Source organism: Duganella radicis (assembly GCF_009720825.1).
Classification (GTDB): domain Bacteria; phylum Pseudomonadota; class Gammaproteobacteria; order Burkholderiales; family Burkholderiaceae_D; genus Rugamonas; species Rugamonas radicis.
Genome location: NZ_WNKY01000001.1, coordinates 651,750 through 672,592 on the forward strand (window position 1 = coordinate 651,750; position 20,843 = coordinate 672,592).

Consider the following 20,843-nt stretch of genomic DNA (forward strand, 5'->3'; position numbering starts at 1 on the left):
GACCATTCATCCCATCTGAAAGGACGCGCCATGCATATCGATTTGAAAGGCAAGACCGCCATCGTCACCGGTTCAACGCGCGGCATTGGCTACGCCATCGCGGCCGGACTGGCCGGCGCCGGCGCCACCGTGGTCATCACCGGCCGCAAGCAGGCCGACGTCGACGCGGCGTTGAGCAAACTGCGCGACGCCGTGCCGGGCGCACAGCTGCGCGGCGTGGCGGCGGACCTGGGCAACGCGGAAGGCTTCGCGGTACTGCAAAAAGCCGAACCGGTGGCGGACATCCTGGTGAATAACCTCGGCATCTTCAAACTGCAACCGTTCGAGGAGATTCCCGACGCCGAATGGACGCGCTTCTTCGAGATCAACATCATGTCCGGGGTGCGCGCCAGCCGCGCCTACCTGCCCGGCATGCGGCAAAAGAACTGGGGCCGCATCGTGTTTATTTCGTCGGAGTCCGGCGTCAACATCCCGGCCGACATGATCCATTATGGCTTCACCAAGACCGGCAACCTGGCGATTTCGCGCGGGCTGGCCAAGAGCGTGGCCGGTACCGGCATCACCGTCAACGCCGTGCTGCCCGGTCCCACCTTGTCGGAAGGCGTGCAGGATCTGGTGGCGCCGGGCGAAGGCTACGACGCCGCGCTGCGCGAAGCCAATGCCTTCGTCAAGGAACACCGCGGCACCTCCCTCATCCAGCGCGTGGCAACGCCGGAGGAAGTGGCGAACATGGTGGTCTATGTGTGCTCGCCGCAGGCGTCGGCCACCACCGGCGCCGCCCTGCGGGTGGACGGCGGCGTGGTCGATGTCATCATCTGAAAGGCGTCAGTCGAGAAAGTCCGAATACTCTTTCTGCGAATAGCCTTTCAGCTTTTGCCACGGCAGGTCGCGCGTGACGCCGGCTTGCACCGTGAGCTCGGTGCGATTGAAGAAGGTGGCGGCCTTGTCGCCGCTTTCGATCACCAGCGGGATCTGCTTCTGATCATCCCACAGCACGCGCTCGAACAAGCCTTTCTCTTCGCGTTCACGCCAGCGGGCGCCGGCCACGGTGGACGCACGCGACGACAACGGCATCCCTTTCAGGCGCTTGCTGTCCAGCAGATAGTAAGCGTGATCCCACGAACCGTCGAAACTGATGTTGTCGTATTCGGCCGGCGGCACCAGCACCACTTCGCGGCTGTGCGCATCGATGAATTCCACACGCGGTTTGCCATTCTCCAGCATCACATGGCGCGGCAGCACCACGTGATTGAAGTGCTTGTGCGCGCCCCCTTTGTGATCATCGTCGGCATGGGCAGGCAGCACGCGCGCCGTCCACACATGACCGGCGCGGCGCAGCATTTTCTCCTCGTAGCGCGCCTCGCGCGTGACACCTTCCGCCGTGACCACCTTGCTGTAATAAGCGATCTTCACATCCAGGTCGGTCGCGGCGGCGGAACCGGCCGCGCACAGCGCGGCCATCAACAGATACAGACGCTTCATCAGAATCCAAAGGCAGATTTCAACAGGGCGAACACCTTGGTGTTATCCAGTGTGCCTTTGAAGGTCTTGGCGCCCGCGCCGGTGGCGAACAGCTTGACGTCGCCGCCGCCGTGGGTTTCGCTGGCCAGGCGCACGCCGGTCTCTTGCAGGTAGTTATCCGCCAGCACGGTTGCGCTGTCCAGATTCGCGCGCACGTTCGGGCGGTTCGGGCCATTGCCGAATACCAGCGTGGTGTAGGTGTTGCCGTCGGCATCCTTGCTCGGCTGGTTATCCTTGTAGCCGCGATTGATATCGAGGATGGGATTGCCCTTCTTGCCGTAGCCGTTGAAGGCCAGCGTGTGATCGTGGTCGGCGGTGACCACGATCAGCGTGTTGGCCAGCGTCGGATCGGTGGCCTTGGCCTTGTCCAGCGCCGCCTTGATGGCGTCATCGAAAGCGATGGTATCGGTCAGCGCGCGCTTGGCGTTGGTGCCGTGCAGCGCGTGGTCGATACGGCCGCCTTCCACCATCAGGAAGTAACCGTCCTTATTGGCCGACAACAGATCCATGGCCTTGACCGTCATCTCGGCCAGACTAGGCTGGGCCGCGCCTTCGCCCACTGGCGGCGTGGCGGTGCGGTCCAGTTCATATTCCAGATGGCTCTTGCTGCTGTACAGGCCAATGAATTTCTTGCCTGCGGCCGCGGCGCTCATCTCGGTCTTGTTGGCGGCGACCACATAGCCTTTCGCCGCCAGCTCGGCCAGCAGATTACGGCCATCGGCGCGGCCGGTCTTGTTGCTGGTGGCGTCGTACGGCGTGAAGTGATTGCGGCCGCCGCCCATCAGCACATCGACGCCGTCGCCCAGCGCCGAGTTGAAGCCAGCGCCGCCCGGCACCAGTTGCGCCGCGATGTGGTACTGCGCATTGCGGTTGCAGATGTGCGAGTAGGTGGCGGCTGGCGTGGCGTGGGTCAGCTCCGTGGTGGTGATGGCGCCGACGGCCTTGCCCTTGGCCTTGGCCAGTTCCAGGATGGTCGGGACCGAGGTGCCGTTACCGGTGGTGGCGCAATTGTTCACGCCCAGATTGCCGTTGGCGTCCTTGCCCGGATTGGTGGCCACGGTTTCCGGCGACATCGAAATGACCTCGTTATTCATCTTCACGCCGGTCATGTAAGCGGCCATCGACGGTGCGCTGTCGGTGGTCTGAGCGTCGTTCGAATAAGTCTTGATGCGTGCGGTGCGTTCCAGCGTATCCATGGTCAGGCTGCCGGCTTCACCGTATTTGTAAATGCGCGAGGCGGTGACGGTCGATGGACCCATGCCGTCGCCGAGGAAGAAAATAATGTTCTTGGCTTCGCCGGCCGCGTGGGCAGCCTGGGCGAAAGTCAGCGTCAGCGCGGCTGCGATAAAAGTGCGTTTCATGTGCGTTATTCCGTTCTTAAATGATTTACAGGCCAGCTGCGCTCTTCACCAGGCCAAAGACCTTGGTGTTGTCGATGGTGCCGTTGAACGTGTCCGCGCCCTTGCCGATGGCGCCCAGGAACACGTCGGTGCCGCCGTGGGTCTCGGCGCCGACGCCGACGCGCACCACTGCTTCCTGATGGTAGGTGTTACCGCTGGTGACACTGTCGTCCAGCGACGACTGGCTGGCGCGGCTGGCCTGCACGCGGCTCTCGCCGTTGCCGAAGCCGATAATCGAGTACGGCGCGCCGTCCAGATCCTTGTCGACCGCGCCGGTGACGTAATTCTTCACCACGCCCAGCACGCCGGCGTTGCCGGTGGTGGTCTTGCCGGTGCGCTTGGCGTAACCGTTCAGGACCAGCGTGTGATCGTGGTCGGCGGTGACTACGATCAGCGTGTTGGCCAGGGTTGGATCGGTCAGCTTGGCCTTGGCGATGGCGGCCTTGATGGCGTTGTCGAAAGCGACGGTGTCTTGCAGCGCCTTCTTGGCGGTGGTTTCGTGCAGCGCGTGGTCGATGCGGCCGCCCTCCACCATCAGGAAGTAACCCTTGCTGTTGCGGGCCAAAACCTCCATGGCTTTGGTGGTCATCTCGGCCAGGCTAGGTTCCTTGGCTGGATCGCGGTCCAGGTCATAGCTCATGTGGCTGGAGGTGAACAGGCCGAGCAGCTTGTCGGTCTTGGTGCCGTCGATGGCGTTGAACTCGGTGGTGTTGCTGGCGTAGGCGTAGCTCTTGGCTTTCAGTTCGGCGATCAGATCGCGGCCGTCGGCGCGCTTGCCGCCGTCCTTGACAGGCTTGAAGAACTGGCTGCCGCCGCCCATCAGCACATCGAGACCGGTGGTGCCGAGGGCGCTGTTGTAGCCGGTGCCGCCTGGCACGGCCGCGGCGGCGATGTCATTTTCCAGATCGCGGTGGCAGATGTGGGCGTACGTGGCGGCAGGCGTGGCGTGGGTCACGCGCGCGGTGCTGACCACACCGGCCGACAGGCCTGCGGCCTTGGCCAGTTCCAGCAGCGTGGTGGCGGCGGTGCCGTTGCTGGCGCCGCAGTTGTTGCCCAGCTTATTGCCGGCGGAATCGTTGATCGGATCGATGGCGACCGTGTTTTGCGACATCGAAATGACTTCATTATTCATCTTCACGCCGGTCATGTAAGCGGCCATGGAAGGCGCGCTGTCGGTGACCTGGGCGTCGTTGGAGAAAGTCTTGACGAACGCCGTCTCCGGCAGCGTATCCATGGTCAGCTCACCGTCTTCGCCGACGGAATAAATACGCGCGGCGGTCATGGTGGTCATGCCCATGCCATCGCCGAGGAAGAAAATCACATTCTTCGGTGCGGCGGCGACAGGCGGCGTGGTTGGCGTGGAAGTGGACGGGTTATCGCTGCTGCTGCAAGCAGCCAGGAAAGCAGCGCTCAACGCGGCGATCAAAAGAGACTTACGGTTCATATCGTCAATCCGACTTGTTATAAAGGCTTGCAAGATAGCAAACGTTTATGACCGCCTTATGACGAAACTGGTTTTAGGCGGCCTGCCGCAGTTGGGGTGCTGCTGGGAGGGCCAAGGCGGCACGTTGCGGCAGGTGCTGGATGGCGGCTTGCCGGGTCTCGATTTTGAAGGAGCCGACCAGCTCGGCCAGCGCGCGCGACTGGGCTTGCATCGCTGCCGCGGCGGCGGCGGCTTCCTCCACCAGCGCGGCGTTCTGCTGCGTCACGTCGTCCATCTCGCTGATGGCGGCGTTGACTTGCTCGATGCCGTGTTCCTGCTCCGCGCTGGCGGCGCTGATGGCGCCGATGATGGTCGTTACTTTCTGCACGCTGGTCACGATTTCGCTCATGGTCGCGCCAGCCGTCGCGGCCAGTTCGCTGCCGCTGGCCACGCGTTCGGCTGAGTCGTTGATGAGTTTTTTGATTTCCTTGGCCGCTTCCGCCGAGCGCTGCGCCAGGTTGCGCACTTCGCCCGCCACGACCGCGAAGCCACGCCCTTGTTCACCAGCGCGCGCCGCTTCCACCGCCGCGTTCAAGGCCAGGATGTTGGTCTGGAACGCGATGCCGTCAATCACGCTGGTGATGTCGACGATTTTGTGCGCGAACTCGTTGATGCTGGCCATGGTCTCCACCACTTCGGTCACCACCGCCCCGCCCTTGCCCGCCACTTCGGATGCCGACATGGCCAGTTGATTGGCTTGACGCGCGTTGCCGCTGTTCTGCTTCACCGCCGCCGTCAGTTCCTCCATCGCCGACGCGGTTTCCTCCAGCGCGCCCGCCTGATGTTCGGTGCGGCGCGACAAGTCCATATTGCCGCTGGCGATTTCGCGCGAGGCCGAATCGATCGCCACCGCGCCATCGCGCACGCGGCCCACGGTGTCCGACAGGCGGCCGGTCATGTGCGACAGCGCATCGAACAGCTGGCCGATTTCGTCGCTGCGGCCGTGGGCGATGGCTACGTGCAGTTCGCCGCCAGCCACCTGCTCGGCCAGCTCCACCGCCTGCGTCAACGGACGCACGATGCTGCGCGTCAGCGCCAGGGCCAGCAATGCCCCCAGCACCAAGGTCGCCACGCCGAGGCCGATCAGCAACGCGCGACTGCCCTGAAACTGGCTGGCCGATTCCTCCGCCAGCGCCTTGGCCTGCCACGTCTGGTAAGTCAGCAGTTTTTCCAGCGCGCCGGTGTAGGCCTTGAACACGCCCGGCCATTTGTTGTCCAGCAGGTCGCTTACTTCCTGAATGCGGCCGCTGTCCTTGAATTTGAACAGTTCGCCGCGCAGCGCCAGGAAGGCGGCTTTTTTCTCGGCGGCGGCGCGCAGCAGCGCGCCCTCGTCGCCTTCAGCCGGCATGGCCGCAAGCTTCCGCTCCATCTCGGCCGCGACCTTTTCGCCGGCGGTCAGCTGGGCCTGGAAAATGTCCGATACCTCCAGACTGTCGCTGCGGCCGATCGACATGGCGCGCAGGCCATTCAGCTCGGTCACGCCCAGCAGTTCCGAGGTCAGCTGCTGCCGCGCCAGTTTCTCATTCACCAGGTTGGACGCCGTGTCGTTGGCCGATTGCAGCCGCCACAGCGACACGCCCGACATGCAAGCCATCACCAACAGCAGCACCGCAAACGACGCCACCACACGCATACCCGTATTCAGTTGAGGGAATTTCATAACAATTCGATAAAAAAGAAAAGTGCCTAATGCACGAATCTCTCCAATTTACACACCGAATATGACAGCGGCATTACCGTAAGGCAATTGCGACAACAGTATTTTCTTCTAGTTAAGATGTAATGAAGGGGTAACAATTTTCTACTAGCATCCATGGCTCTGTATTGATAAAGGTTTCCGCCCGTGGAGTTCAATGCCTCTCGTTTGCACCTGCCCCGTTTTCGCTTGTCGGTTGCGGCCGATTTGTGCGTGGAAACCATTTCTGTCTTGTCCGATACCACCAACTTTGCCGTGCTCGACCTGTTCCCCGAGCGCCGCGACCTGATGAGCCTGCCCGTGATCGAGGCCGGCCGTCCCATCGGCCTGATCAGTCGTAACATCTTCATGTCGCAGATGTCCAAGCCCTTCTATCACGAGCTGTACGGCAAGAAGAGCTGCATCGCCTTCATGGACAAGGAGCCGCTGATCGTCGATGCCGCCATGACCATCGAAGCGCTGACTTTCCGCGCCGTGGAATCCGGCGAGAAAGCGCTGGCCGACGGCTTCATCGTCACCAGGGACGGCGCGCTGGCCGGTGTCGGCTTCGGTTTGCAGCTGATGAATGTGGTGGCCAATATGCAGGCCGAGAAAAACCGCCAGATCATGCACAGCATCGACTACGCCAGCGTGATCCAGCGCTCGCTGCTGCGCCCTTCCAACCTGGCCCTGTCCGACGCGCTGGACGACGCCCATCTCGAATGGCAGCCGCGCGACGTGGTCGGCGGCGATTTCTATCACTTCGCAAAATACGAAGACGGCTGGTTCGCCGCCATCGCCGACTGCACCGGCCACGGCGTGCCGGGCGCGTTCATGACGTTGATTTCGTCCTCCACTTTGTCGCAGGCCTTGCAGCAATTGGGCCCGCGCGATCCTGCCCGGCTGATCGCGGAAGTCAATCGTGGCGTCAAAGGCATGCTGGGACAGGTGGAAGGCCACGGCCACACCGAATCCAACGATGGCATGGACGCCGCCTTCCTCTGGTTCGACAACGCCACCCGCCGGCTGCACTTCGCCGGCGCCAAGCTGTCGCTGTTCCAGCTCGATCCGGACCAGCAGGCGGTGCAAACGGTGGACGGCGAACGCATGGGCGTCGGCTACACCGACACGCCGCTGGACTACCGGTGGACCAACAAGATCATCGACATCCCCGAAGGCAGCCTGCTGTTCCTGACCACCGATGGCCTGATCGACCAGATCGGCGGCGCCAAGGACATCGCCTACGGCAAGCGCCGCATGCGCGATGTGCTGCTGGCCAAACGCACCGAGTGCGCGCGCCACGTCTCGCAGGCCATGCTGGACGACTACCAGGCGTGGCAAGGCGAACAGCCGCGCCGCGACGACCTGACCTTTTTCTGTTTACGTCCCTGAGAGGAATACGTTTTGTTGTACGAAGAATTCAGCGACTTCTTTGACGTGGCACGCAAGCGCCACATCATCTTTTTCTACGTGGGCTATTTCTCACAGCACGTGGTGGCGGCCATTTCGGAGACCATCAAGGCGCGCCTTGACGTCGCCGGCGCGGCCGGGCCGACGCGCCGCCGCATCTTCTCGTCGTTTGTCGAAATGTCGCAAAACATCATGCACTACTCGTCCGACACGCTGACGCCCGACGAGCAGGCCGAGAACCAGATCCGCCGCGGCTCGTTCTGCATCGGCATGAAGGGCGACAGCTTCTTCCTGCTGTGCGCCAATCCGGTCGACAGCGGCAACGTGGAGCGCATCAGCAGCCGCCTGGAGCCGCTGCACACCATGACCATGGAAGAGATCAAGTCCGCCTACAAGAAGGCCTTGCGCGATGAAACGCCGGCCGACAGCAAGGGCGCGGGCCTGGGCTTCCTGACCATGGCGCGCGACGCCAGCGAGCCGCTGGAGTTCGAGTTCGTCAAGGACGCGCGCAATCCCGACTCGACCATCTTCTGCATCAAAGCGATTATCTGAACCAAATACTGAGAACGACAAATGGAACCACTTTTTATCGCCGCCTCGCCCACCTCGCCGGAAGTCGACTTCCGCTTCGACCAGCACACGCTGTCGATCAAGGGCGAATCCTATCCGGAAAACGCCGCCGCCTTTTACGGCCCGGTGATCGCGCGCGTGCAGGCATGGCTCGATGGCTGCAAGGAGGCCGAGATCACCGTCAACGTCTCGCTGGCCTACTTCAACAGCTCCAGCACCAAGATGCTGTTCACCTTCTTTGAAGCGCTGAACAACGCCGCCATGGCCGGCAATCAGGTGCGCCTGAACTGGTATCACGACGAGGACGACGACACCATCCTCGAATTCGGCCAGGAGCTGCAAGACGATTTCGGCGCGCTCGACTTCCACGACCACGCAGTGAGCAACTGATGAAACCCATGGCCGACGCCGACCTGTTTGCGCTGGAAAACGCCGCGCTGGCCAATGCCAGGGCGGCGTATGACGATCCGCGTGCCGATCCGCGCGCGGCCCTGGGCGAAATGATCGTCCACTACGAGCGCCTGATGCGGGAGAGCCGCCGCCTGATCCGCCGCAGCGACCGCGCGGAGCTGGACATGAACCAGATGAACCGCCAGTTGCACGAACTGGCGCAGCAGCTGGAATACCGCGCCACCCACGATCCGCTGAGCGGCGCCTTGAACCGCGCCGCCGTCATCGACAAGGCCGGCGCCTGCCTGCAAGCCGCCGACATGGCGCTGATCGTGCTGGATATCGACCACTTCAAGTGGATCAACGACGATTTCGGCCACCCGGCCGGCGACGCCGTCATCAAAACCGTGGTGAGCTGCCTGCGCACGCTGCTTGGCCCGGAGGTGGCGGTGGGCCGCGTGGGCGGCGAGGAGTTTTCCGTCATCTGGCCGACGTCCGATGTGGAAGAAGCGCGCGAAGTCGCCATCCGCATCTGCGACGCCATCGCCGACCAGGTGTTCGAGGCGCCGATCGACCGCCAGATCACCGCCAGCGTAGGCGTGAGCTGGAACACCATGGGCATCAGCTTCGAGCTGGCCTACAGCCGTGCCGACGAGGCGCTGTACGCCGCCAAGCGCGCCGGCCGCAATTGCGTCAAAGTATATTCCCAGCTGCCGCTGCCGGCCACGCAAGCCGCTACACCACCAGCGCCCGCAGACGCTTCAACTCCCTGCCATTAGCCTTGCAGACGGCGCGGAAGCCCGCGCCTATGCGTTCATCCGCGCCGGCCGCATGCCAGAACACCAGCGCCGCATCGGCCGCCGCCAGCCAGTCGTCGCGCTCCGCCGGCAGCGGCAAGGCCGGCGCATACTCGCGCTGCGGCAGCTCCACCCCGCGCACCGGCGCGTACAGCATGGGCAGCATGTCGTAGGCCGGTGCCAGTTGCAGCGGCGACTGGCCTTCGGCGCCCGGCACAAAGGCCAGGTTCCCCTCGTGCATATCGCTGTTGGCGATCAGGCGGCCGAAGTGCCACAGGCGGTTGATGCGTGCCTGCGTATCGGCGCTGATGAAGCGTTCGGCCAGCAGCCGCGCCGCCGCCCTGCTCCAGTTCTCGCCCGCCATGCCGAACAAGGCGGCATCCAGCGCGGCCCAGGTACAGACGGCGGAACGGCCAAATTCGCCGTGACGGTCGAAGCGCTCCACTTCAAGGAAGGTACGGTGCTCCGCGCGGCAGATGCGGCTGCGCGCCGCCGGCAATCCCAGTTCGCCGGCGATGGTTTCCAGCGCAAGGTGCTCGCACACCAGCAAATCCGACCAGCGCTGCACGCCAGGCGTGTGATCGTTGCCGGAGAACTTGACGATGACGTGCGCGCCATCGCCATCCAGTTCGCGGTACGCGGTAAATTTGGGGAACTCGCCGCCGGCCGAGGAGCCGGCATCGCCAGCCTGCATGGCCGCCGCCGCCAGTTGCGGATAATCCGGTTCCGTCACGCGCTGCTGACTGCGGCGCATGGCTTCCAGATGGCGGCGATAGGCGGCTTCGCCGATGATGTAATTGCCGGCGGTGTCGTGGCCGAGATTCGCCAGCACGTAGAGGATGTCGTCTTCCGGCCATTTCTGCGGGTCCGGGCCAACTTGCAGCAGGCTGGCGTAGTTGCGGGCGAAGTTGCGGCCTAAAAAACCCTGCGGCCGCATGTCGTCCATCGGATATGGCAGGCCGGGGAACCAGCCGTCGCGCATTTCGGGCGCCAGCGGCCATTCCAGCGGCTGCTCGTAGCGCAGCGCGCAGCCGGCCGGATAGATGGGGTCCAGCGTGGCGATCTGCTCACCGCGTCCTTTGCGGTCGACACGATACACTGGCAGCGACGCGCTGCTGCCGCGCAGCGGGCGCCGCGCCGCATAGCTGGTGCGGCGGGCGGCGCCGCGCACCACCACCTTGTCGCCCAACTCGCGCACCATGCGCATCATGGTGGCGCGGCTGAGCGTCGGGCGACTTTTCTGCAAGCGTAGCAGCAGCTCGGCGCCAGTGATCACCCGCGCCAGCCGGAGGATTTGCAAGACATCAGCCATATGAAACGCTATATGAAACGATTTAATTGCGTTAAATATAGCATATTCAATGACTTACATCATGATTACAGCACAGCAGTGAAACGATTATGCGACAGGCGTCAGCAGCGCCTGGCCGGCAAAATGGGCCAGCAGATTATCCACCACCAGTTGCCCCATGGCGTGGCGCGTCTCCACCGTCAGGCTACCGACGTGCGGCGTCAGCACCACGTTTTCCAGTTCGCGCAGCGCGGCCGGCACGCGCGGTTCATCGGCGAAGACGTCCAGCGCCGCCATGCCCAGGGTACGATCGCGCAGCGCGGCGATCAGCGCTTCCTCGTCCACCAGCGAGCCACGCGCTATGTTCACCAGCGTACCTTGCGGCCCCAAGGCCGCCAATACTTCGGCATTCACCGTGTGGCGCGTGGCCGCCGAACCCGGCGCCGCCACCACCAGATAATCGCTGGCCTCGGCCAGGGCCAGCAGCGAATCCGCGCGCGGCACCGTGACGCCGCCGATGGCGCGCGGCTGGAAGTAGCGCACCTCCATGCCAAAGGCCTGCGCCCGCAGCGCAATCGCCTGGCCGATGCGACCAAAGCCATACACGCCGCACACCTTACCGCGCAGGGCGCGCGACGGCGCCAGCGGCCTGCCCGCCTCCCATGCGCCAGTGCGCACGTAGAAGTCCAGCGCCGGCAGGCGGCGCGCAGCCGACAGCAGCAGCGTCAGGGCCAGGTCGGCCACATCGTCGGTCAATACGCCGGGAGTGTTAGTAACAAAAATGCCACGCGAACGGGTCGCCGCCAGGTCCACCGCGTCGGTGCCGATGCCATTCACCGCGACGATTTCCACTTTTGGCAACTGCGCCAGCAGCGCCGCGTTGATGCCGATCGCACCGGTGGTCAGCACCGCGCGCACGCCGCCCGCCACGCCTTGCAGCCACGCGGCCTGCTGCTCCAACGGCTGCTGCCACAAATGATGGCACTGAAAATGCTGCTCCAGCTGCGCCATGACGCTGGCCGATGGACTGGCCGCCATGACCAATACTTCAGGTTTCATATTCGTACCTACTCCGGTTTGCCTGTGGTGATTGTACAAGCGCTGTGGATTTCCCGTTGTACCTCATAGACTTTCAGTCAGCATTTCCGTATGCTTGAATGATGATAGAAAGGGCTCTTACCTTCACCCGGACCGCCTGGGCCGCCATTGTGCTGGCGGCCTGCCTGGGCATTTGCGGCCCGGCCCTGGCCGGCGCCGAACGCTGGGACCAACTGGCCACGCCGTTGTTCGAGCATCTGGGACTGGACCAGGGCCTGCCGCATCCGGTCGGCATGGCGCTGGCGCAGGACGGCGACGGCTTTATCTGGATCGGCACCCAGAGCGGCCTGGCGCGCTGGGACGGCTACCGCGTGCGCAGCTTCCGCCACGACGCCAGCGATCCCTCCAGCCTGCCCGGCGACTTCATACAAGTACTGCATGTGGACGTGGCGGGCCGCCTGTGGATCGGCACTGCGGCCGCCGGCCTGTCCATGTACGACAAACAAACCGAACGCTTCGTCCGCCTCAACGATGAGCTGAGCCGGGGCCTGGTCAGCGCCATCAGCAGCGACGACAAGGGCAATCTGTGGATCGGCACACCGAACGGCCTGAAATACTACGATATCGTCCACAAGACCATCCGCCGCTACAGTCACGAGGACACGCCCGGCCTGCCGGACAACCAGATCCGCGCCCTGCTGCGCGACCGCGCCGGCAACCTGTGGATCGGCAGCGCCACCGGCCTGTCGCGCATGCGGCCCGGCGGCAGCATCGCCAGCATCCCGGTCAGCGCCGACGGCGGCGCCGGCACATGGAGCGACACCGTCATGACGCTGGGCGAGAACAGCCGCGGACAAATCGCCTTCGGCACGCTGAAAAGCGGCATCGGCCTGGTCGACGCGGTGGCCGACGCCGGCCGCATCGTCACCTTGCGCGGCGTGAAAGACGTACAGGCCAACATGGTGCTGGCGGTGGCCGAGACCACGCCCGGCATCTGGTGGGCCAGCACCTACGGCGGCGGCGTGATCGAGTACCGCACCGACAGCAACCGCAGCATGCGCATCCTGCACCAGCCGGCGGTATCCTTCAGCCTGAGCAACGACCGCACCGCCGCCCTGCTGCGCGACCGCAGCGGCATGATCTGGGTGACCACCGAGCGCGGGGTCGACATCTACGACCCGCACAGCGAAGCGATCGATTCGGTGTTCGGCGCCGAAGGGGCGCAGGAAGCCGCCGTCTCCGCGCTGATGACCGATAGCCATGGCGACGTCTGGATCGGCCTGGCCGACCAAGGCATCGACATCGTGCCGCCCAACGGCGCGCGCCGTGCCGCGCTACGCCCCGATCCGCACAAGCCGGACAGCGCGCTGCCCAATCGCATGGTGCTGTCGCTGGCCGAGGCGGAACCGGGCGAGGCGTGGATCGGCACCCAACTGGGCCTGTACCGCACCAGCCGCAAGGGCACCGCCGTCAAGCGCGTGCCGCTGCCGCAGCAAAATCCCTATCCGCGCATCGGCACCATTCTGGTCCGCAAGGGCGAGCTATGGCTGGGCACCTTCGAAGGACTGCTGCGCTACAACCCAAGCACCGGTGCGCTGATGCGCTACGTGCAGGGGCAGCAGGAAGGCGGCGGCCTGACCGACAACCGCATCCACGCCGTGGTGCCCGACGGCGACGGCGCCTTGTGGATCGCCACCCGCAATGGCTTGAACCGCCTCGATCCGGACAGCGGCAAGGTGGAACAGGTCAAGGCCGGTCCGGCCACGCTGGCCGAAGACATCATCAGCTCACTGGTGCTGGACCGGCGCGGCCGGCTGTGGGTCGGCACCTACGGCGCCGGCATCAGCGTGATGACCGGGCGCGATGCGCTGGGAGAGCCGGTGTTCGCGCGAGTGGGCACCTCGGCCGGGCTGAAAAACGGCACCATCATGGCCTTGCAAGCCGACCCGGTGGGCCGCATCTGGGCCGCCACTTCGGACAGCATCGCCGTCATCGATTCCGGCAGTCTGCGCGCACGCGCCCTGACCCGCGCGGACGGCCTGGCCTTCCGCACCTTCTACATCGGCGCCAGCACCGTGACGCAGGAAAGCGATCTGTTATTCGGCGCTACCGCCGGCATGGCGGTGGTTTATCCGGGACGCCTGAGCGACTGGGCCTACCGCCCGCCGCTGGTCATCAGCGCGGTGCGGCTGGACCAGCGCACACTGACGCCCTCCGAGCTGGCGAACAAGAACGGGCCGACGCTGGTGCTGCCTCCCGGCGCGCAGGGCTTCGAGGTGGAACTGGCGGCGCTGGACTTCTCGGCGCCGCAACGCAACCGCTATTCCTATCTGCTGGAGGGCTTCGATCAGCGCTGGACCGAAGTCGACGCCACGCGCCGCATCGTCAACTACGGCCACCTGCCACCCGGCCACTACCTGCTGCGCATGCGCGGCAGCAATCGCGACGGCCTGTGGAATTCCGACGAGCTGACCATGCATGTGGCGGTGCTGCCTGCATGGCACCAGACCTGGTGGGCATGGCTGGGCTACTTCCTGGCCACCTGCGCGCTGGCGTGGGCGCTGGTGCGCTGGCGCGTGCGGCAGCTGCACCGCAAGGGAGAAGCCTTGCAGGCACTGGTCTACTCGCGCACCCAGCACCTGGAAAAACTCAACGCCATCGTCAAATCCATCAACGAGCAAATCGATTTCGACGCCCTGCTGCACACCATCCTGCATGAATCGACCATCATCAAAGGGATCGACTCGGCGCTGGCACTGGTGCGCGAGGATGGCAGCGAGACCCTCACCCTGCGCGCCGCGTGGGGCCGCATCGACGCCGCCGCCGACGCCTACCGCATCGACCTGCGCCAGGCCGAAACGCGCTACGCGCCGCCGCAGGACATGATCGCGCCGGACATCTTCGAAGTGCACCATCCGCACTCGCTGCCGGGCGACGTATGCGCGCTGCTGTCGGTGCGGGTGGTGATCGACGGCCAGGTCGAGGGCTATCTCATTTTCGAGAACTACCAGTACCAGGCCACGTTTGCCGCCAGCGACCTCGATCTGCTCAAGGCGCTGAAAGAACCCTTCGTCTCGGCCTTCCACAAGGCGCGCTCCATGCGCCTGATCGAACAGGCGCGCACCAACGCCGAAGCGGCCACGCGCGCCAAGAGCGACTTCCTGGCCAACATCAGCCACGAAATCCGCACGCCGATGAACGCCATCCTCGGCTTCGCGGGACTGGGCACACATCTCGACCTGCCGGCGCAGCCGCTCGACTACTTCCGCAAGATCAGCCGCGCCGGCCAAAGCCTGCTCCAGATCATCAACGACGTGCTGGACTTCTCCAAGATCGAATCCGGCAAGCTGGAACTGGAGGCCCTGCCGTTCGACCTGCCCGACACCCTCAACCACATCGCCGACCTGTTCTCATGGCGCGCCGCCGAACGCGGACTGGAACTGGTGATCTGGTCCGCGCCCGACGTCCCGTCCAACCTGCTGGGCGACCCGCTGCGGCTGGGGCAAATCCTGGTGAACCTGGTCGGCAACGCACTCAAGTTCACCGCCAGCGGCCATATCGAACTGCGGGTCGAACTGGACGCGGCCACGCCCAACGTCACCCCGGGCGGACCGCTGGTGCTGCGCTTCACGGTCGAGGACAGCGGCCTTGGCATCAGCCAGGAGCAGCAGGCGCGCCTGTTCCAGGCCTTCGCGCAGGCCGACGCCAGCACCACGCGCCTGTACGGCGGCACCGGGCTGGGACTGGCCATCTCGCAGCAACTGGTGCGCAAGATGGGCGGCGAGATCAAGGTCGACAGCGAACCGGGCGTGGGGAGCAGCTTCAGCTTCACCGTGCACCTGCAAGCGGCGCAGGAGCAGACCGCGCCGCTGCCGCCGGTGCCGGCCGCCGCCCAGGGCAAGCGCATCCTGGTGGTGGACGATTGCGAGACCACGCGCCATACGCTCAAGATCCAGCTGCTGGGCATGGGCCTGAACGCGCGCGCCGTGGCGTCGGGCACGGCGGCGGTGGCGGCCATGCAGCTGGAACGCTTCGACGTATTGCTGATCGACGCCGACATGCCCGACCTGGACGGCATCGACACCCTGCACCTGATTGCGCAAGACGCGGAACTGGCGGCCGTGCCGGCGGTGCTGATGGTGACCGCCTATGCGCGCGAGCATGACAAGAAAACCATCGAACAGACCCGCCTCATGCCCTTCATCGACAAGCCGGCCAATCCGCAGCTGCTGCGCAACGCCATCCTGTCGGCGCTGGGGCTGGAGTCGGCCCAGCAGGTGGTGACCATGACAGCGCCGCCCCCGGTGGCGGTGCAGCGCATCCGTGGCGCGCATGTGCTGGTGGTGGACGACAACGCCATCAACCAGCAGGTCGCCAGCGAAATCCTGCACCGCGCGGGCGTGCGCGCGGACGTCGCCGGCAGCGGCGAGGAAGCGGCGCGCATGGTCAACGCCGGCAGCTACGACGCGGTGCTGATGGACATCCAGATGCCGGACATGGACGGCTACCAGGCCACGGCGCTGATCCGCGGCGAGACCCGACATGCCGCGCTGCCCATCATCGCCATGACCGCGCACGCCGTCGCCGGCTACCGCGAGCGTTGCCTGGAAATGGACATGAACGACTACGTCACCAAGCCGATCGATCCGGACACGCTGTACGCCGTGCTGGCCACCTGGGTGACGCCGGACCTGAGCCGGGCGGCCGCGGCCGAGATCGAACCACTGCCGCGCCGGCCGAGCGCGCCGGTAACGCCGCGTCCCGGCATCGACGTGCACGCGGCCATGGAAAGGCTGGGCGGCCAGGACGCCCTGCTGTCGCAATTGCTCAACGTGTTCGCCCACGACTTTGACACCAGTTTGCAACAGATTCAAGATGCAATCCACTCCGGCGAATTGTTGCGCGCGGCCGATCTGGTGCACAGAATCCGCGGCGCGGCGGGTAATCTTTCTGCAAACGAACTTTTTAAAACGTCAACCGCGCTGGAAGGCCGTCTCAGAGAGGAGCCGGCGGCGCTGGCCGATTTGCTGCGCGCGTTTGTGCAGGCGTTCGACGTTGTCATGGAAAGCGCGCGGCATGAGGAGGCGCCGAACGAGGCCGAAACCGCCCCCGCTTCCTAGCAATTTGCAAGGCTCGAAATGCCTTGAGATCGTATCGTGCATGGCCTACGATGGAGTTGCGTTCCCCACACGCATAGTTCTCCTCCCCAATACGAAAGGTAAGACATGGCCACGCATTCCCCACAAGATCTCGACCTGCTGCTGTCCAAACTGTCTGGCGATGACAGCTTCCGCCAGAGTTTCCTGAAAGACCCGCAACTGGCCTTGGGCGGCCTGGGCATCAAGCTCGACGCCAGCCAGATCCCGACCACGCGCAGCCTGCCGGCGAAAGAAGTGATCGCCGCCAGCCGCCACGCCATCAAAGGCAAAGTGGAAAACGCCGCCGGTGCGATTCCGTTTTTCCTGTCCGGTCAGCGTTAATGCTCCTTCCCGGCAGAACGCCCGGTCCTGCAGGACCGGGCTTTTTTTATTCTTCGTAGCGTAACTCCACCGTATTCTGCGCGCCGGACGCCGGGCCGCAGCCGCACACCGCCACCACCATATCCTTGAGCGGATCGAGGCCGAGGGCGCGTTCGATATCGATCTCGTTGACGGCGGCCGTGACGAAGGCCGGCATGCCCGCCTCGGTGGCGAGCAAATAAAACGTCTGCGACAAATGACCGGCGTCGAGCAGCACGGCGCGGTAAGCCTTGGCGTGATTGCGGTACTTCCAGAAATTACGCTCCACCCGCGTGACCAGCACCACCAGCATCGGCGCCGGCTGGAACCAGTCCTGATCGGCCACCATGCGCAGCGCCAGTTCCTCGGTTTCGGCCGGCGCCATCTCCTGTAGCGGCTCCAGCGCATGGCGCACCGGCTGATAGTGATACAAGCCGGGCGCGATGCCCTGAACGCGCTGCGCCAGCACATACACCTCGGTGGGATGCAGACCGCCGGCGGAGGGACTGAGCTTCTTCAGCACATAGGCATCGGGCGCCATTTCACGTTCACCCTGCGAGCCGAAGGCGCGTTGCAGCAGGCGCGATGCGGTCGCCAACGGCAGCACCGCCTGCTGATCGAAATTGCGGCCGGTGTAGCGTTGAAACAGCGTATCGTCGAGGCGCGCGCGTTCCGGCTGCGGCAGCACGATGGTCTGGCCGTCGCCGCGGCGATCGATGGTGGGACCGGGCGGCGTGCCGTAATTATCGACCAGCTCCTCAAAGCTGGGGAACTGCATGCCCTTGTCGACGCGCATATCGGCCCAGCGGCTGAACATGTGGATGGTGGCGGACAAAGGACGCCAATGCTGCGAGCGCAGCACCTCATCGCGCTCGCGCAGGGCCGCGCCCTCGGGCGCATCGCTGAGCAGCAAGCCCAGTTCAAGCAAGCGTCCGACCGGCCGGGCGCCGAATTGCGATTCGCAAGCCACGCGATCCTGCCACAGCGTGAGACTGATGCCGCCCAGCGCCGCCAGTTCGGCGGCATCGACCGCCACCTCCTCGCCCAGATGCGGCGCCAGCGCGATCCACTGCACCGTCGCGCCGATAGCGCCACGGCCGGAAAACAGCGCCGCCCAATCGACATCCAGATCCTCGCGCGGCTCAACAAACAATACAGCACAACGCCTGATTTGCATGATGCCCCCGACAGAAATCGACACCCCAACGCTACCACAAATCCGGGGTCAGTTCTTGCAATCCAACACGAGCACAGCCGTTAAGCAGCTTACGGTTGAGCTCGTGTTGGATTGCAAGAACTGACCCCGGGTTGTTGTTTTTTTTTAAAAGGACCAGCGGGCGAGGATGCTGTAGGGGCGGCCTTGGCCGATGTGGCTGTGCAGTAGGACGATTTCGCGCACGGTCCATTCGACCGGGGCCACGCTTTGTGGCGGCGCGGTGACGTCGTCGTACAGCATGGTGACGTGCGGTGTGTAGCCCGGCGGGTTGCGCAGGCCACTGGTTTTCAGCAGCGCGCCGGACAGGTTTTTGTAGAAGCCGTTCAGGCCGACGACGCCGTCGCCGCCAGTCAGCACCAGCGGACGATGACGCGGGCCGGTGATGAAGGTCTGCGCGGTGTCGAAGCTGACTTTGAACGGCAGCGTGCTATCGGCCACCAGCGCCGCCGCGCGTGAGGCGGTTTTGATCAGCGCATCCGGCATGCCGGGAAAGTCGCCCAGCACGCATAAGGTGGCGTGCAGCTTGGCTTCATCGATAGGCCGGCCGCTCATGGCATGTTGCGCCTTGAGTTCCGCCGTCAGCGCGCGGATCGAGCCGATCGCATTCTGGTCCGGCATGACGGCAAAGAACAGGCGGTCGGTGTTCTTGGGCGGCGGTTCGAAATCAAACAGGGAGGCTTGCTGGCTCATTTGACACGCTGCTTTTCAAGTTTGCGCGCGAGCGTTCGGCGGTGCATGCCCAATCGGCGCGCGGCTTCCGAGATGTTGAAGTCCGTCTCCGCCAGCACGGCGTGGATGTGTTCCCACTCCAGCGTTTTCACCGAGGTTGCGCGCGTGGTCAGTTCCAGGTCCGCAGCGCCGGCCACGTGTTCGAACGCGGCCTCAATGTCGTCGGTGTTGGATGGCTTGGCCAGATACTGGCACGCGCCCAGTTTGATCGCTTCCACCGCCGTGTTGATGCTGGCGAAGCCGGTCAGCACCACGATCAGCATTTCCTCGTCATGCTCGTGCAGCATCTGCACGCAGGCCAGGCCGGACGAGTTGCCCTTCAGTTTCAGGTCCACCACCGCGTAGCCGGGTGAGTTATCGACCAGCAGTGCGCTGGCCTCATCCACGTTCTCGGCCAGCAGCACTTTGTAGCCGCGCCGTTCGAAAGAACGCCCTAAAGTACGGGCGAACGCCGCATCATCCTCTACCAGCAGCAGTACGCGCTCTTCTTCTGTCGTCATTGTTGTTCCGATTCGATTTCGATGGCGGACAACGGCAGCGTCAAGCGCACCATCGCCCCGCCCTGCGACAAGTTGGTCGCCGTGACTTCCCCGCCCAGCGTGCGCGCCACGTTCACCACCAAGAACAGCCCCAGCCCGCCGCCGGGGCGGCCCTTGCTGGAGTTGTATGGCTTGCCGAATTGCGCCAGTATAGACGGATCGAAGCCCGCGCCCTTGTCCGTTACTTGCAGCACCAGCGTATCGCCTTCCACGCTGGTCTCCATGCGCAGCCACGCGGGCGACGCTTCCAGCGCATTATCCAGCACATTACAGATCATTTGCTTGAGCGTGGAGTCGGACACCACCGGATGGTCCGGCACGATGCGGTTTTCAAATTCAAAGTCGACCACCGGCCGGCCCACGCGCCACTCGGCCACCACTTCATCGAGGAAGGTGTTGATGGTGGTGGCCGCCGACGATTCGCCGCGCGTCTCGCCAGCCGACAGCAGGATGCCGCTGACGATGGATTTGCAGCGCTTGAGCTGCGTCTGCATCTCGGCGATTTCCTCCAGCAGTTCCGGATTGCCTTTGAATTCCGGCATGCGCTTCCAGTCACCGAGGATGACGGCCAGCGTCGCCAGCGGCGTCCCCAGCTCATGCGCGGCGCCGGATGCCAATAGCCCCATGCGCACGATGTGCTCTTCCTCCGCCGCCCGCTGGCGCAGGTCCGCCAGCTTGGCCGCGCTGCCGCGCATGTTCTGCGTGATCCGTGTGATGAACACCACCAGCAGCGCCGCATCGAGAATAAAGCAGATCAGCATCCCCTGCACGTACAGGCTGAAGATGCCCAGCGCATGATCCTGCGGCAGCGGCAGCGGTTCCGAGAACAGCGCCAGCCCGGCGATACACATGCCGGTGACGATCACGATGGTCCAGGTCGACCACGTCTCCAGCAGCACCGCGCCCAGGATCACGTGCAGCAGGTACAGGAACACGAACGGATTGGTGGCGCCGCCGCTCAGGTAGAGCTGTGCCGTCAGGCTGGCCACGTCCACCGTCAGCGCCAGCAGCAGTTCGCTGTTGGACACCACCTGGTTCTCTTGCCAGCGCAGGATGCTGGCGACGTTGAAGGCGATCAGGCAGGCCAGCACGTTCAGCATGGCCGGCATCGGCAGCTGCACACCCAGCAGGATGGAGGCGGTGGCGATGGTGGTGATCTGGCCGATCACCGCGATCCAGCGCAGCTGGATCAGCTGCTGCATGTTTTTGTGGCCGGCCGCCGAGGTGATGGTGTTGGCGGAAGCGTTCACCGCCGCCAGCGGCTCCACCACCGGCATGCCGGGCCG

At 64.5% G+C, this 20,843-nt stretch carries 17 protein-coding genes; 7 read left to right on the forward strand and 10 right to left on the reverse strand.

Annotated features, from left to right (window positions below):
* The first annotated feature begins 30 nt into the window (after positions 1-30).
* Positions 31-819 carry an SDR family NAD(P)-dependent oxidoreductase gene (locus tag GM676_RS02645; protein ID WP_155461813.1) on the forward strand — a complete coding sequence of 263 codons (789 nt, stop codon included), beginning with the start codon at positions 31-33 and terminating at the stop codon, positions 817-819.
* 6 nt (positions 820-825) lie between these two features.
* Here the strand turns inward: GM676_RS02645 and GM676_RS02650 are convergent, their stop codons facing one another.
* The 4 genes from GM676_RS02650 to GM676_RS02665 form a co-directional block, all read right to left on the reverse strand.
* Positions 826-1,482: a hypothetical protein gene (locus GM676_RS02650; RefSeq protein WP_155461814.1), complete on the reverse strand. Its 657-nt coding sequence runs from the start codon at positions 1,480-1,482 to the stop codon at positions 826-828.
* The gene (locus tag GM676_RS02655; RefSeq protein WP_155461815.1) at positions 1,482-2,882 is read right to left on the reverse strand and encodes an alkaline phosphatase; all 1,401 of its coding nucleotides are present in this window, start codon (positions 2,880-2,882) and stop codon (positions 1,482-1,484) included. Before GM676_RS02655 ends, GM676_RS02650 begins: the two co-directional genes overlap by 1 nt.
* Positions 2,883-2,907: 25 nt before the next feature.
* Positions 2,908-4,365 carry an alkaline phosphatase gene (locus tag GM676_RS02660; RefSeq protein ID WP_155461816.1) on the reverse strand — a complete coding sequence of 486 codons (1,458 nt, stop codon included), beginning with the start codon at positions 4,363-4,365 and terminating at the stop codon, positions 2,908-2,910.
* 73 nt (positions 4,366-4,438) lie between these two features.
* On the reverse strand, positions 4,439-6,064 hold the full coding sequence (locus GM676_RS02665) for a methyl-accepting chemotaxis protein (protein WP_155461817.1): 1,626 nt from the start codon (positions 6,062-6,064) through the stop codon (positions 4,439-4,441).
* Positions 6,065-6,313: 249 nt separating this feature from the next.
* Here GM676_RS02665 and GM676_RS02670 point away from each other — a divergent pair, with 249 nt between their 5' ends.
* Genes GM676_RS02670 through GM676_RS02685 form a run of 4 tightly spaced genes read left to right on the forward strand, consistent with a single transcriptional unit; the run spans position 6,314 to position 9,228 of the window.
* On the forward strand, positions 6,314-7,471 hold the full coding sequence (locus tag GM676_RS02670; protein ID WP_371866075.1) for a SpoIIE family protein phosphatase: 1,158 nt from the start codon (positions 6,314-6,316) through the stop codon (positions 7,469-7,471).
* Between the two features lie 12 nt (positions 7,472-7,483).
* A complete protein-coding gene (locus GM676_RS02675) occupies positions 7,484-8,041 on the forward strand; it encodes a SiaB family protein kinase (RefSeq protein ID WP_155461819.1) in 558 nt (185 codons plus the stop codon).
* A 21-nt stretch (positions 8,042-8,062) separates the two neighbouring features.
* Positions 8,063-8,449, forward strand: coding sequence for a DUF1987 domain-containing protein (locus GM676_RS02680; RefSeq protein WP_155461820.1), 387 nt, complete (start codon positions 8,063-8,065; stop codon positions 8,447-8,449).
* A gap of 8 nt (positions 8,450-8,457) precedes the next feature.
* Positions 8,458-9,228, forward strand: a complete 771-nt coding sequence (locus GM676_RS02685; RefSeq protein WP_155461937.1) for a GGDEF domain-containing protein — start codon at positions 8,458-8,460, stop codon at positions 9,226-9,228.
* On the opposite strand, the gene yjjJ is transcribed toward GM676_RS02685, so the two are convergent.
* Positions 9,185-10,558, reverse strand: a complete 1,374-nt coding sequence (yjjJ, locus tag GM676_RS02690) for a type II toxin-antitoxin system HipA family toxin YjjJ (RefSeq protein ID WP_155461821.1) — start codon at positions 10,556-10,558, stop codon at positions 9,185-9,187. The genes GM676_RS02685 and yjjJ overlap by 44 nt on opposite strands.
* An 87-nt stretch (positions 10,559-10,645) precedes the next feature.
* Positions 10,646-11,596: a 2-hydroxyacid dehydrogenase gene (locus GM676_RS02695; RefSeq protein WP_155461822.1), complete on the reverse strand. Its 951-nt coding sequence runs from the start codon at positions 11,594-11,596 to the stop codon at positions 10,646-10,648.
* Between the two features lie 98 nt (positions 11,597-11,694).
* Between GM676_RS02695 and GM676_RS02700 the strand changes: the two genes are divergently transcribed.
* Together GM676_RS02700 and GM676_RS02705 are read left to right on the forward strand one after the other, a co-directional pair.
* Complete coding sequence (locus tag GM676_RS02700) at positions 11,695-16,695, forward strand: hybrid sensor histidine kinase/response regulator (protein WP_155461823.1); 5,001 nt, start codon at positions 11,695-11,697, stop codon at positions 16,693-16,695.
* A 105-nt stretch (positions 16,696-16,800) separates the two neighbouring features.
* Positions 16,801-17,055: an NHLP-related RiPP peptide gene (locus GM676_RS02705; protein WP_155461824.1), complete on the forward strand. Its 255-nt coding sequence runs from the start codon at positions 16,801-16,803 to the stop codon at positions 17,053-17,055.
* Positions 17,056-17,101: 46 nt separating this feature from the next.
* On the opposite strand, the gene GM676_RS02710 is transcribed toward GM676_RS02705, so the two are convergent.
* From GM676_RS02710 to GM676_RS02725, 4 genes are all read right to left on the reverse strand, one after another.
* Positions 17,102-18,250 (reverse strand): putative peptide maturation dehydrogenase, encoded by a 1,149-nt coding sequence (locus GM676_RS02710; protein ID WP_155461825.1) that lies wholly within the window; start codon positions 18,248-18,250, stop codon positions 17,102-17,104.
* A 144-nt stretch (positions 18,251-18,394) separates the two neighbouring features.
* Positions 18,395-18,979, reverse strand: coding sequence for a 2'-5' RNA ligase family protein (locus GM676_RS02715; protein ID WP_155461826.1), 585 nt, complete (start codon positions 18,977-18,979; stop codon positions 18,395-18,397).
* Positions 18,976-19,518: a response regulator transcription factor gene (locus GM676_RS02720; protein ID WP_155461827.1), complete on the reverse strand. Its 543-nt coding sequence runs from the start codon at positions 19,516-19,518 to the stop codon at positions 18,976-18,978. The genes GM676_RS02715 and GM676_RS02720 overlap by 4 nt, the downstream gene beginning before the upstream one ends.
* Positions 19,515-20,834, reverse strand: coding sequence for an ATP-binding protein (locus tag GM676_RS02725; RefSeq protein ID WP_155461938.1), 1,320 nt, complete (start codon positions 20,832-20,834; stop codon positions 19,515-19,517). The genes GM676_RS02720 and GM676_RS02725 overlap by 4 nt, the downstream gene beginning before the upstream one ends.
* Positions 20,835-20,843: the final 9 nt, after the last annotated feature.